Here is a 13,107-nt window from a genome sequence, read left to right on the forward strand (position 1 = left end):
GCCCTGATCAGGTGGCGAAAAGCAGCCTGCATTCCGGTTTCTGTCCGTTACTCCAACAGCACACTTCGCAAAAGATACGCATGAAATATACAGATCGGCCTTTCCTTGTAAGTGCTCTGCGAGGAGATTAAGCTAAATTCTGTGGAAAGGACTGTTCTCCCCATGCAGGCACTGATGCGTATCATAGCTGGTCTTGTCCTTGCCGTTTTCGCAACGGCAGCACTGGCGCAGTCCGAATATCGCGCCCAGCCTGGTGACGTGCTGGTCATCGAGGTGCTCGAAGACAGCAGCCTGAACCGCTCCGTTGTCATCCTGCCTGACGGGCGTTTCAGCTTCCCGTTTGCCGGCACATTGCAGGCGGCGGGCCGGAGCGTTGCACAGGTTCAGGAAGCGATCACCAACGCGATCCAATCGAATTTCACCACCCGGCCTACGGTTTTTGTCTCCGTGCAACCGGCTTTCCGCCCGGACGTCGGCACCGCTGGCAGCACCGTGGAAGATGCAATCAGCGTTTATTTCCTTGGCGAGGTCAGAAGCCCCGGTATCTTCCAGGTCGAACGGGGCACAACACTGCTACAGGCCATGGCGATCAGCGGCGGCTTTTCGAACTTTGCGGCAACCAAACGCATCCAGTTGCGGCGCGACGACCCAAGCACAGGTGGACAACAAGTCTACAACATCAACTATAAGGCTCTGTCGAATGGAGCCATAAGCAACAAGATCGAGCTGAAGGATGGAGATGTCATCCTCGTACCACAAAGACGCCTGTTCGAATAAACGAGTTTCCGACAGGTCGAAGACAATAAAACTGCGCCACGGAGTTGGCGCGGTTTCTGCATTATGCGCCCTCTTCGGTGTCAGCGCGATTGCAACGGCACAGGACAACCAGCCGCCCGGTCTTGTGGCCTCGCTGGATGTTACGCAGCGCCTGGAGTACAGCGACAACCCCGATCTCGAAGCCGAAAGCGACTCGGATATCTTCGGGCGCACCATTCTTGGCTTCGGGCTCGCAGGAAACACGGACATCCAGAGCTTTGAGTTCAACCTGGGCCTGGATATCGAACAAGGCCGCAACGACCGGTCAAGTATCGACCTGCTGAACCCGTTTGTGAACTTCGGCTATGACCGGGCCAGTCGGGCCTCGCGCATTGGCGTCGATCTGAGCTATCGTGAATCCGACGTGGATTCCCAGGTCTTCGACGAGGAATTCCTGGAAGACGGGAACTCCATCAACCAAAGCACCGGCACCCGTTCAAGCTATCGCGCCAGCCTGTCCGGAGCGATAGGAGAACAGGCCCCGATTGGGGCAAGTTACCAGCTGTCGCGCAGCGAAATTCAATACAGCGGGGCCGTCGATCCCGATCTGACAGACCGGACGACGGACAATGCGTCGGGTCAGCTGGAGTTCCGCATAGACCCGCGCATCACGGCACGGCTGACCGCCAACTATAGCAACCTCGATGTGGATGGCGTCGGCGTCGACCGCCGCACAACGGGCTTCGGGGCAGGTGTTGGCCTGGATGTCACGCCGCGCCTCACCATCGATACCTCGCTCAGCCAGACCCGGGTCGAACAGAGCGGCACCAGGAATGAGGTGGACGAAGGCCTGAGCTTCGGGGTCGAAGTCTCCCAGGCGATGGTCAACGGATCACTCAGCCTGAACCTGGCTTCGGATGTGACCTCGAACGGGCGGCGCGAGTCGCTGCGGCTCAGCCGGTCCATGACGCTGCAGCGCGGGTCGGAACTGTCGTTCAACCTGGGCGCCACCCGCAGTGACGAGAGTGATCTGAACCCGCTTTACGGCCTGTCCTATCAACATGTCCTGCCAAGCGCCGAGATTAGCGTGAGCCTGTCACAGACGGTCACGGCAGACAGCAACAACCAGGAAGAAATCAACACCACACTGCGCGGCAGCTACCGGCAGGATATCAATGAGCTGTCCAGCCTGAGCGCCACCATATCCCTGTTCAACAGGAACGAACTGGGCGCAGCCGCGGATGATGGTCAGCGTGTTGAATTGGGCCTGTCCTATCGCTACGCCCTGACCCGGGACTGGGGATTGGTGACCGGTGTGAGCCATACGCTTTCGAGCCGCGATTCAGAAGCGGATCGCAGTTCGAATGCCATATTTGTCGGGATACAAAGAAGTTTTGCCTGGTTCCCCTGATGCAGAAGGTTGCAAAGGCGAAACCCGCCCGACCATGATAGGCAATGCCTGAACACAGCACCTCTGGCTCCAAGGAGTATCCCTCAAAAACCGGGCGGACTGCGCAGGTCCTGCTGCTGGCCGGGCTGATTGCGCTGTGCTGTCTGATCGAGGTGGTTTTACAGCTGGCCGATCGTGAAATAGGGATCACCGCCCCGCTGCGCCGTATGACCTACGACTACTACGGTTTCTGGCCCGGGCTGCTCAAGGACTGGCAGCCCAACTTCACGGCCCAGCCCTATACGATGTTTTTTACCTACAGCTTTTTGCACGGGGGACTCACACATCTTGCCGTGAACATGATGACCCTGTGGTCGCTGGGGCGTGCGGTCATGGACCGGGTCGGAGCCTGGGGATTCAGCCTGCTGTATACCGGGGCCATTCTTGGAGGGGCCTTGGGCTTTGCGCTGCTTGCCTCGAATCTGAGACCGATGGTCGGGGCGTCGGGGGCCTTGTTCGGACTGGCCGGCGCGCTTCTCGCATGGGCCTATGTCGATCGCTACACCTATCGCGAAGGGCTCTGGCCGGTGGCACGCGCCATACTTGGCCTTGCGGCCCTGAACCTCGTGATGTGGTGGGCGATGGATGGCCAACTGGCGTGGGAAACCCATCTGGGTGGGTTTGTCGCCGGCTGGATCATGGCGCTGGTGGTCGACCCAAGGCCACAGAAATCAGAAGACGCCTAAGGCTTGTCGCCCCGCAGCAGGTGGGGCAGTAGGTCCGACAGACTGCAGACCGTCGTGCAAAAGAAAAACGGCAGGCCCGAAGACCTGCCGTTCAATTGTTTCACCTACGTCAGTAGGAAAGACTTCAGGCTGCCTTGCGGCGGCGACGTGCCAGACCCAGACCGCCCAGTGCTGTACCGAGCAGCAGAACACCTGCTGGCAGCGGAACCGCGCTGATGACTGTGATCTCAGCGATGTCGAAACCTGCCGGACGATCATCCGTGGAAACAGAGCCCACAGCGAAGTCCAGTGTCACGTCTGTGAAGCGCAGTGTGTTGAAGATACCTTCAAAGGTGAAGGCCACTGTGCCGGTTGCGTTGCTGATCGGATCCGGGTCAACTGTGATGAAGCTGCCTTCGTCACCCTGGATGCCGACTTCGACGCGGACATATTCGTCCCACTCAATGCGACCTGCATCGCCACCGTTGGTGACTTCGATCACGGAACCAGGGCTCTGGAACAGTGCAGGCGAGAAGTAGAATTCAACGGTTTCACCGAACTCCAGCTCGAAGAACGTGTTTGGATCACCATCATACGCATCCGAAGACACACCGCGCGCGTCACCCGGAAGAGCATTATTTGCATTGTCGGATGTCGGAGAAATAACTGCAGCTGAAACGCTCGTACCGAGCGCGAACATTGCCGCAGCAGCTGTAAGGAAAATAGTCTTCATTGGTTAAATCCACCGTGTAGTTGTTGTAATCAAAAACCCGCCCGATAGTCGGCAAGATACTGCCGTGTTTATAACATAGTGGAATTTGGGTGTTAATCTTTTCTTTACCAGAACCTGCCGAAAAACCCTGTTCCCGTCGTTTTGCAGTGTGGTTTTCGCAAAGCTTGCCGAGAATTCCACCGACAGGCAGTGGATTGTACTCATTAATGAAATAAAAACGCACGCTAAGATGGAATTGTCCTCGGCTGAGGATCTTTTGCCGCGCAAGGCGCAGAGATGATTCGGAAGAATCACATACACCCATTGCGGGAATATGTCTTTTTCATTCTTGTAATGCGCGATTTTTTGCCCCCTGCAGATGCTTTTCCTCGGCGTTCCGCGTGGATGGATCACATTGAGCGGCAATCTGCTCACCAATCCGCAGGGCAACCGCCGCGATTGTCAGGCTGGGATTGGTGGCCCCGCTGGTCGCCAGAACCGACCCGCAGGCAACATATAGGTTCTGGACACCATGGGCCCGTCCCGATGCATCCACGACACTGGTCCTGGGATCATTCCCGGCCCGGCAGGTGCCGCAGGGATGCCCGTGATTGAGCTCCAGATCATAGGACAGCCACAGGCGCATCATGCCCTTGAATGACTGATCCACCAGTTTGCGGAGTTGCCGGCCCCGCTGACGCAGCTCTTGCGGGATCGTGTAGTAGAACCGCATGCCTGACGGCGTCTGCGGATCAGCCTGCACCCTGTTTTCGGGATAGGGGTAATCTTCGAGGATCAGCGCAAAGATCGTGGCACCTCCCAGCAGCCGGTCCGCCAGCAGCGCCGGAATGCGCAACAGATGCCGCAACAGATGCCACCGGGCAAACCGGCTCTGATCAAACCGCTGGCGCAGCACATAAATGACATTGCCGTAACGCGCCTCGGCGCCGGTGGATTGGATCTCGCCGAATTTCGTACCGTCCGGACGTTCGTAGAAATCCCTCAATGCAATGGACTTCTTGGGGCCGGTGCCATCAAGCCCCCGCTTGGACCACAGGGCAATGCGCAGATCCGCGTGGAACATCAGGTTGCGCCCGACCTGGTCGTTCTGGTTGGCCAGCCCGTCGGGCCAATGCGGATTGGCGGAGTTCAAAAGCAGGACTGGTGTGAAATAGGCCCCGGCGGCAACCACCACCGCCTGCGCGGTCAGATCGACCTCGCCCTGAGCCGCTTTCACCCGGACAGAGCGCACCCGGTCAGGCTCTGCGTTCAGCCGGACCACGGTGACTTTTTCGCAGATCGATACCCGCCCGCTTTGCAGGGCCGCTGTCATGAAGCTGTTGCGCGCGTTGCGTTTGCACTCCTTCAGGCAGACCCGCCCCAGACAGGCGTCACACCCCGGACGATTGAGGTTGGCGTAATGCAGCCGGTAGGGATTCAGGCCCGCCCGGGCGAACCGCGTCATGAACCAGCGATCCCGCGTGCTGGCCTCGGCAGGCGGGGCCAGATCATAGATCATCTGCGGGGCCTGCGGGTCCGGGGTGCCACTGACCTGCAACAGGGCCTCTGCCTTGCGGTAGTAAGGCTCCAGCGTGCGGTAATCGAAAGGCCAGGACACCACGCGCCCGTCGGGCAGCGTCTGGGGCGCAAAATCAACCGGGCGAAACCGGTCCACTGCCGCGGCATAAAGCAGGGTCGAGCCCCCCACCCCGCATCCCAGTGGTGGCCAGGTGTCAAAGCTGCGCTCATCCACCACACCTGAAATCTGGTGGGGCCAGCGCCCGATGGACAGGCGGCGTTCCGGGTCCGTCTCGGTGGCATCCACGGTTGCAGAGGCCGTGAAATCCTGCTGGCCCTTCTCAAGCACCAGAACCCGCAGCCCGGCCTGTGCGATGGCATAGGTCGCCGCACAGCCCCCCATGCCCGCGCCGATCACAATCACATCCCAGGGCTGCTCCGCCGCCTCGGCGATCTCGATACTTCTATGCTTTGTCAAAATATCCTCTGACCGGCATGTCGCCTTTGGTGATGCCCGCATCCCGGGACCATGGCGGCAGAAATCCGTTAAAAATCTATTGCGTTAAAATACCCGTCGTATCCCTGATACCCGCGGAAATCGCCGGCCCACCCTGCCGTCTGATCACCGGGCAACGGCGGAACATGATCACTGCGGCTGTGATGAAAGACGGTCTCTGACGGGATACCCCTACCCGCTTATCCCCCCTGCCCGACATCTGCCACCGGCAGGTCGGGTAAAACTCTGATCACTCTATCCATGACTGATATCTCCGGCTCAAATGCCAACTTTGAAACAATCAGGGCCCTTGGCTGTCAATGATATTCTCCGCCCGTAACCAGCCCCACAGGCCTAGAATGCCGCCCTGTTTTTGGACACCCACCCCAGAAATGCCTTGTCCGGGGACCGCAGCGACGGGCGGCCCGTTTTGTGCCAGAAGGTGCGCCATTCGGCTTCCAGGTGGTAGACATCCACGCCCGGTATCAGGCGGCGTGCCGCCTCCAGCGCGTCCGGGCTCAGCTGCGGTGGCCGGTCCGGCACATCTTCCACAACCGATTTAGGCGTGACACAGATGATGTCCCCTGCCTCCTCTGCCAGATCATAATCCGGCAGCCGTCCATCGCGGATGATCTCGCGCAGCATGGCCCGGAACACCCTGCGCGGACTGGAGGAGCCGGATTTCTTGCACAGGGTCTCTACCGATACCCGCCAGGCCGCCTGCCGTCCGCAATGCTTGCGCGCCAGTTCATAGAGCCGCCGCTCAAGCGGTTTGCGCAGGGAGAAGTACTCCTTGCTCAGGGTCAGCACCGATTTCGCCAGAACGGCCCGGTAGAGCCAGTCCGACAGGGTGACACGGACCCGCTGCATCCGCCCGCCACGGGTCTTGCGGACGATCTCCCAGGCCTCGATCAGGCCAAAGCCGCTGGTGGTCTCTTCGCCGCCGACCGCAATGTTGGTCGTGATCCTTGTGCCGGACAGCCGTTCGAACGCGTCGCGCAGCCGCCGGTAGCCATCACCGGATGTCTCGCGCCCCGACGCGATCAGCAGATCATGCGCCGTCAGGGTCAGCGTGCGCGAGGTTGCCCGGCCCGCGTTGATCGCGGCCATCAGCTGCGAGATACAGAAGATCAGGATATCCGCATCGAAGATCGTCGCCCGCCCCTTCACCGACGGCGTGACCGTTACCTGCGTACCATTGTGCTCATAAGACAGGATGCGCCGGTCCGGGCGGGTCGAAAGCGAAAACAGCGGATGTTCCATGGAGGCCAGATCATGTTTGGGTACCGCGCCGAAAAAGTCGCAGACAAAGAAATCTTCCTGCACACTCCCGGCTGTCTGCCCGGCGGCCACTGGCATGCCCATGCCTGCTCACTTTCCGGGCCAGTCCTGGGCCCTGTCGTGTCTACTGCTCTGCCAACGCGTGATGCGTCACCTGTGCCCCGTTGTTTCGGGGTTTCATTTACGGGATGACCCTAGCCTCCCCCAAGCGCCCGGTCCAGCGCCGCGACACCGATGTCGGGGTTTCAGAGTCGTTTTACCGTGGGATCGGAGTCACTCCAACGGGGTTTCAGAGTCACCTCTCTCTGCAATTTTCATCTCAACCCCTTCAAAAAAAAACAAGTTTTGGAAGAGCAAGGTTACCATAACTATATAAATAACTGAATTTAACAAACAAACAGGCCCGATTTTACCCCAAAAACCATAGTACAAAGGCGAATCGTCGCGCATTTCCAAAGAAAACCAAGAGGCATGAAACAACCCTCTTCTCGCGTAACACCTTTTGTGGCACACTGTCTGAAAGACGTTACATAGAGCAGAGAACAGGCATATGGGCATAGACCCCCTCCCCCCCTATTTCAACATATCCCCGGATAAGGCGGAAACAGATCTTCCTGCCCCTGTCACGACCCGTGATCTGGGAGCGCTGGCGCAAACCTGTGAGCAGGGGCGCAACGATCTTGCCGGGCGCGGCCTCGATGAAACCGGCAATCGCAAACTGCGACCCTTTTCAACCTGGGAGATCACCAAATATCTCATTCCGGTGGCGCCCGCTCATTTCAGACGGGTCCTGCGCCAGAATCCCGATTTGCCACAGGGCACAAGCGAAACGGATGGCGGCGCCAAATGGTTCACCCTGGACGAGGTCCTGCGCCTGCGCGCGCATTTCGGACAGGAAGGGTCCAAATCCAAGGAATATGTCCCCTACCGGCCTGCAGGACAGCCTGCAAAGGTGGTGGCTGTGGCCAATTTCAAGGGTGGTGTGGGCAAGACCTCCACCTGCGCGCATCTGGCCATGTCCGCGGCGCTGGATGGCTATAAGGTGCTGGTCATCGATCTGGACAGCCAGGGATCCATGACCTCCATTTTCGGTCGCCAGGTGCAGGATGAATGGGGCACGGTCTTTCCCCTGCTGGCCCGCCATTACGCGGAGCATCTGCGCGTGGAGAACCAGCGCAGGCTGGACCGGGGGGATGACCCCCTGCCCCTTGATGAGACCCTCACAGAGGCGCTGGATGTCTCGCCACAGGATATCATCACCAAGACGCACTGGCCCAATATCGACCTGATCGGCGCGCAGCTGAACCTTTACTGGTCTGAATTCCAGATTCCGGTCTGGCGGATGGCGGCGCGTTCCTGGAAGCTCTGGGATGCGCTTTCCGAGGCCCTGGAGTCCGGGGGCGTGCTGGATCAATATGATCTGGTGTTTCTCGATACGCCTCCGGCGCTGGGGTATCTGACGATCAACGGGCTCGCGGCGGCGGATATCCTGTTGGTGCCGGTGGGAGCCTCCTTCGTGGAATTCGACAGCACGGGGCGGTTCTTCGATATGCTGCACGCCACCTTTTCCTCGATCGAGGAGGGGGAGAACATCGCCGCCCGGGCCCTGGGGCGCGACGAACTGGCCTTTGAATGGGATGCGGTCCAGGCGATTGTCACCCGCTTCGATGCGTCCCAGCAGATGGAGATGGCCAGCCTGATGCAATCCTACATGGGACGTACCCTGTCGCCCTTCCGCCAGGATTTCACCGCCCTGATCGGACAGGCGGGGGAAAGCGTGAACGGCATCTACGAAGCCGATTACCGGGATTTCAATCGTGATACCTACGCCCGTGGCCGGGCCACGTTCGACGAAACATACGCCGCGTTCAAACGGCTCCTCTACGGGGTCTGGCGGCGGGACGAGCGTGCTGCGGATACGGGCAAGGCCCAGACGGCGGCGGAGTGATATTTCGCATGCGAAACAGAGTCGAACTTGGCTTTTTAGGGTCTGATACGGGCCCGTATCTCGATAGAACAGGCCGCACACCCGTGGCACAGTGCGGCGTGGTGGCGGCAGGCAGGAAGGAAAGAACCAATGGCCAAACGTAAGCGCCTCGCCCCGGCGGCGATTGCGGATCAGGACACCGGCGGCGATGCGCTGGAGACCAAGGCGTTCCCGGGGTGGGCCGGGACGCGACGCCCCCCGATTGCCGATATCTCCGGTGACGCGGCAGCGCAATCCGCGCTGGAAGAGGTCTCCGGCGAGTTACACAGGGCCCGCACCGAAGGCCGCATGATCACGTCTTTGCCGTTGAACGAGATCGACGATGCACATCTGGTACGCGACCGGTCCCACGTGGATGCGGAGGAAATGCAGGTGCTGCTCGACAGTCTTCGATCCCGGGGCCAGCAGACAGCGATTGAGGTGGTGGCCCTTGCAGAGGGGCACTATGGGCTGATTTCGGGATGGCGGCGGCTGATGGCGCTGCGTCAGCTTCTGGAACAGACGCAGGAGCCGCGATTTGCCACGGTCAAGGCGCTGATCCGCAACCCTCAGAGCGCCCCTGATGCCTATCGGGCGATGGTGGAGGAAAACGAGATACGCGCAGACCTCAGCTTTTATGAGCGCGCGCGGATTGCGGTGCAGGCAGCGGCGCAGGGGGTGTACCCAGATCCACAAACGGCGGTGCAGGCGCTTTTCGAAGCTGCACGACCGCCCAAGCGATCCAAGATCCTGTCTTTCACCACATTGGTCAGCGCGCTGGATGCACATCTGAAATTTCCTGCCGCCATTCCCGAGAAGCTTGGTCTGCCGTTGGCGGCGGCCCTGCAGTCCGACAAGGGGTTTCGGCGGCGGCTCACGGAGGCCCTGCGCCGGGCCGCGCCAGAGACCGCTGCGGCGGAGCGGGCGGTGCTGGAACGGATTCTGCGTGGAGAGGATCAGCCACGCAGAGCCAAATCCAGCCCTGCCGAACAGATTGCCCCCGGGGTGCAGATCAGGGTGGCATCGGGCCGTGTCTCGTTGTCCGGCAAGGCGGTTGACGACATGTTGGTCGAGGATTTACGCCAATGGCTCCTGGCGCGCAAAAAAAAGGGAAATAACTAGTATATTCATATACTTGGTCATTTCCCTTTCGCGTGCGAAACAGGTTTTGAGTGGGGTTATGCTGCCATGATATCCGGCATGTCATTGTAGTTTTCATCGTTCAGCACGGGCGGGCTCTCATCAAAGACGCCCTGTCCCTGGGTGAGCGCAGCCCAGAGGTCTGCGCTCTCATCGCCCCCCTGCCCGGCATCTCCAATCGTGGAGTAGCTGATCGAGCCGCTGCCTGCCGTGATCTCGAGACGCAGCTCATCACTGTCGTAATCGGTAACCACTTCGGCATTCCATGCGCTGCCGAGCCCGAAGACATCGATCTGGTCGAAAATCCCATCCAGCGCATCTACATCGATCAGGGTGTGGCTGCCGGCACCGCCTGTGTAGTCACTCAGGTCAAGCTGCAGCGTCCCGTCGAGAGAGGCCCCGGATTGCACGTCAGAGCCCGCCTGATCCCAGCGTCCGCTGCGGAACTCTTCGACGGTGGAGAAGCCATCCTCATCGCTGTCAAAGGTCAGCACGGCGTCATCGGCCATCTGGAACACGGCGGTTCCGTTTTCTGTGCCGTCAAAGCCGACCCTGGCTTCAGACCCCTCAATCCGCAGCTCGCTGCCCGCCTGCAGAGTGAAAAGCGCGTTGTCCGTGGCAAGCAGGGTCTGTCCGTCCAGCGCATGGATTGATGTCTGTCCCGTGAAATCGCCGGTGTTGGCAAAACGTCCGCCGTTCACCTCGATGGTCAGCCGCGCGTCATCCGTATAGCCATCCGTCCAGAACTGGCCTGCGCCCTGGGTGCTGATCAGGGCGCCATCAGGACCCGTTTCCAGCACGTCATCCACCGTCAGACGGCCGGAGTTCACATGCAGTTTCCCGCCTGATCCCAGCGTCAGGTTCGACAGGCTGGTCGTGGCGCCATATTGCACCCAGTTGCCCGCCAGATTGACGCTGTCGCCATTGTCGGGCACGTCTTCGCTGTCCCAGTTGAGGCGATTGTCCCAGCGGATGCCGTCAGCGAGGTTATTGGGGATGAAGCGGTGGTCTGTTTCCGCCTCGTCACCGTTGCCCGTCACGCCAAAGCCGTTCTGGAAATAGGCGATGAAATCATCGGCGGTCACGAAGTCGTCGTAGTCGGTGTCGGGCAGGGTCAGGATGTAGTCCATCAGCTCGCCAATGGTTGCACCCTCTTTGCCCAGGAGGGTGGCGGCAAAGTTCTGGATGGTGGTCTGGTCGGCCTGATCCCGGTCCAGGTCATCGACATTCTTGTCGCGTGCCAGACCGCGCCCATTTTCCTGATCCTGTGCCCAGTTGTAGATGATCGTATCATCATAGGCAGCTCCATGCGGGGATTTCAGCGCGTCGTCGGCACGTGTCTTGGCCGCGATTTCATCCGGATTGTTCGGATCGGCCATATGCGCGATGATGTTGTCCAGCATCGTGGTGGCGACACCATCGTTGACCACGCCCACGCTCTTTGCGCCGATAAAGAATTTCTCAATGGTCTTGTATCCGCCGGAGGTGATGACGTTGTCCGAGAACAGGGTGAAATTGCCAACCGGCCCCGCGTTCTTGTAATCACCACCCAGGAAATCGACAGCAGCATTGTTGTCCAGGAAGATATTGTCCTCGACATAGCCGCCACCACGGATATGGGCCCCGAATGACGCCCCTTGGGAAATGATGTTGTCCCGGAAGGTAACATCCCGCGTATCGGCTTGTAGGTAGATGTTATGGCTGAACATCGAGGGCGGCATGCCCCCCTCGGTGGAGCCGTCGGTCCGGTAATCATCTTCCCAGGCGTTGTGGTGGGCGATGCTGCCCTCGATCAGAATGCCGTCCACACCTTTGACGAACATGCCGACCCCGCGTGGGTTGCCCCAGTAGTCTGCATCGGGAGCGTCCCGTGTGACATGTGTCACCTCGGAATCGTGGAAGGTAAAGTTGTCCACGCCCTGAATGCTCATGCCGGCGTCCGTGACGCTCACATCGCTGAAAATCGTGTTGTCCGCATGTGAGTTGAAGACCCCTGCCGTCAGTTCAATGTCGCTGAAGACGATATTGGCCGAGTCCGCCTGATACATGACGATCTTGGTGTCGATGACAGGCCGGTCGCCTTCCCCCCAGGAAGTGATATGCATCGGGTGCAGTTCACTTTCGCCATCGGCGCCTGCTTCGATAATGCGTCCGAGATCCTCGTAGGTATAGCCTTTTTCGAAAAGCAGCCAGTGCGAGTTGTCACCATCCCCCCGCCAGTTGGTCATGCTGCTCCAGAGCTCCATGCCGATGTCGGAAGACAATGCCATCTCCTCGTCAGCACCGTATTCGCCATTGGCTTTCAGCCACGAGCCGGTGATGTCGCTTTCCTCCAGCCCCTCCATGGCGGCGATATCCGCGCGGGTCAGGGCGTCATCGCTTTCCGAGATATAGACCTTGCGATGGACTTCACCGGTTTCCACGATGATATCCCCATTCTCGTCCTCTTCGAGCATATAGTGCTGTCCCTGGCCCCAGCCGGCGGCCTGTGCAGGCGCAGAGACGTCGAGAGACAGGCTGTTCACCTCGGTTGTGCCATCTTCATAGCTCACCTTGTAGTCAAAGGAGAGCGGGCCGCTGTAGTCGCTGCCTGACATGACGACAGAGAGCGTGTTGTCCGGGTTTACAGTGACATTGCCATGTTCCGGCCCCTGGCTGATCTCGATGGCCGCGACGCTCTTGTCCGTGTCCAATTCCAGTGTCGTGACGCGTCCGCCCTCAATGGCAGGGGTGTCCGACTGGCTGAAAGACGTGGCCTCCAGCCGCTCCGGGCCGTCACCGGAAGAGTTCGACGGGGCAGGCGGAATGGCAGGTTCGGGTGTTGGTCCGGGGGTCGGTGCCGGAGCAGGGGCGGGCGCGGGTGCTGGCGCCGGCGTCGGTTCTGGTTCGGGTGTTGGTTCCGGTGCCGGAGCAGGTGTTGGCTCCGGTTCGGGTGTTGGTTCTGGTTCTGGTTCGGGTGTTGGCTCTGGCGCGGGCGCAGGTGTTGGCTCCGGCTCTGGCGTTGGTTCCGGCGCAGGTGCAGGTGTTGGTTCTGGTTCGGGCGTTGGCGCAGGTGCGGGTGTTGGTTCCGGTGCCGGAGCAGGTGGTACTGGCGCTGGTTCCGGCGCGGGGCTTGGGGCAGGG

General features: G+C 60.0%; 11 protein-coding genes. 6 read left to right on the forward strand and 5 right to left on the reverse strand.

Annotation, left to right across the window (positions count from 1 at the left end; genetic code table 11):
- The first annotated feature begins 174 nt into the window (after positions 1-174).
- From Q1A52_RS22230 to Q1A52_RS22240, 3 genes are all read left to right on the forward strand, one after another.
- A complete protein-coding gene (locus Q1A52_RS22230) occupies positions 175-777 on the forward strand; it encodes a polysaccharide biosynthesis/export family protein (RefSeq protein ID WP_299832335.1) in 603 nt (200 codons plus the stop codon).
- Positions 778-901: 124 nt separating this feature from the next.
- Positions 902-2,167 carry a hypothetical protein gene (locus tag Q1A52_RS22235; RefSeq protein ID WP_300019957.1) on the forward strand — a complete coding sequence of 422 codons (1,266 nt, stop codon included), beginning with the start codon at positions 902-904 and terminating at the stop codon, positions 2,165-2,167.
- Between the two features lie 44 nt (positions 2,168-2,211).
- A complete protein-coding gene (locus Q1A52_RS22240; RefSeq protein ID WP_300019959.1) occupies positions 2,212-2,892 on the forward strand; it encodes a rhomboid family intramembrane serine protease in 681 nt (226 codons plus the stop codon).
- A 124-nt stretch (positions 2,893-3,016) separates the two neighbouring features.
- On the opposite strand, the gene Q1A52_RS22245 is transcribed toward Q1A52_RS22240, so the two are convergent.
- From Q1A52_RS22245 to Q1A52_RS22260, 4 genes are all read right to left on the reverse strand, one after another.
- Entirely contained in the window at positions 3,017-3,481 is a 465-nt protein-coding gene (locus Q1A52_RS22245) for a VPLPA-CTERM sorting domain-containing protein (RefSeq protein ID WP_300019961.1), read from the reverse strand.
- A 25-nt stretch (positions 3,482-3,506) separates the two neighbouring features.
- Complete coding sequence (locus tag Q1A52_RS22250) at positions 3,507-3,908, reverse strand: hypothetical protein (protein WP_300019963.1); 402 nt, start codon at positions 3,906-3,908, stop codon at positions 3,507-3,509.
- 18 nt (positions 3,909-3,926) lie between these two features.
- On the reverse strand, positions 3,927-5,579 hold the full coding sequence (locus Q1A52_RS22255) for a GMC oxidoreductase (protein WP_300019965.1): 1,653 nt from the start codon (positions 5,577-5,579) through the stop codon (positions 3,927-3,929).
- A gap of 372 nt (positions 5,580-5,951) precedes the next feature.
- Positions 5,952-6,962, reverse strand: a complete 1,011-nt coding sequence (locus Q1A52_RS22260; RefSeq protein WP_300019967.1) for a replication initiator protein A — start codon at positions 6,960-6,962, stop codon at positions 5,952-5,954.
- Positions 6,963-7,428: 466 nt separating this feature from the next.
- On the opposite strand from Q1A52_RS22260, the gene Q1A52_RS22265 reads away from it, so the two are divergent.
- Both Q1A52_RS22265 and Q1A52_RS22270 read left to right on the forward strand, forming a co-directional pair.
- A complete protein-coding gene (locus tag Q1A52_RS22265; protein WP_299784542.1) occupies positions 7,429-8,826 on the forward strand; it encodes an AAA family ATPase in 1,398 nt (465 codons plus the stop codon).
- A gap of 129 nt (positions 8,827-8,955) precedes the next feature.
- A complete protein-coding gene (locus tag Q1A52_RS22270) occupies positions 8,956-9,966 on the forward strand; it encodes a ParB N-terminal domain-containing protein (protein ID WP_300019968.1) in 1,011 nt (336 codons plus the stop codon).
- A 56-nt stretch (positions 9,967-10,022) separates the two neighbouring features.
- Here Q1A52_RS22270 and Q1A52_RS22275 read toward each other — a convergent pair whose 3' ends face one another.
- Complete coding sequence (locus Q1A52_RS22275) at positions 10,023-12,677, reverse strand: right-handed parallel beta-helix repeat-containing protein (RefSeq protein ID WP_300019970.1); 2,655 nt, start codon at positions 12,675-12,677, stop codon at positions 10,023-10,025.
- A gap of 125 nt (positions 12,678-12,802) precedes the next feature.
- Between Q1A52_RS22275 and Q1A52_RS22280 the strand changes: the two genes are divergently transcribed.
- On the forward strand, positions 12,803-13,107 hold a 305-nt coding region (locus tag Q1A52_RS22280; protein WP_300019972.1), incomplete at its 3' end, for a hypothetical protein.

It is taken from the genome of uncultured Roseobacter sp. (assembly GCF_947488185.1).
Taxonomy (GTDB): domain Bacteria; phylum Pseudomonadota; class Alphaproteobacteria; order Rhodobacterales; family Rhodobacteraceae; genus Roseobacter.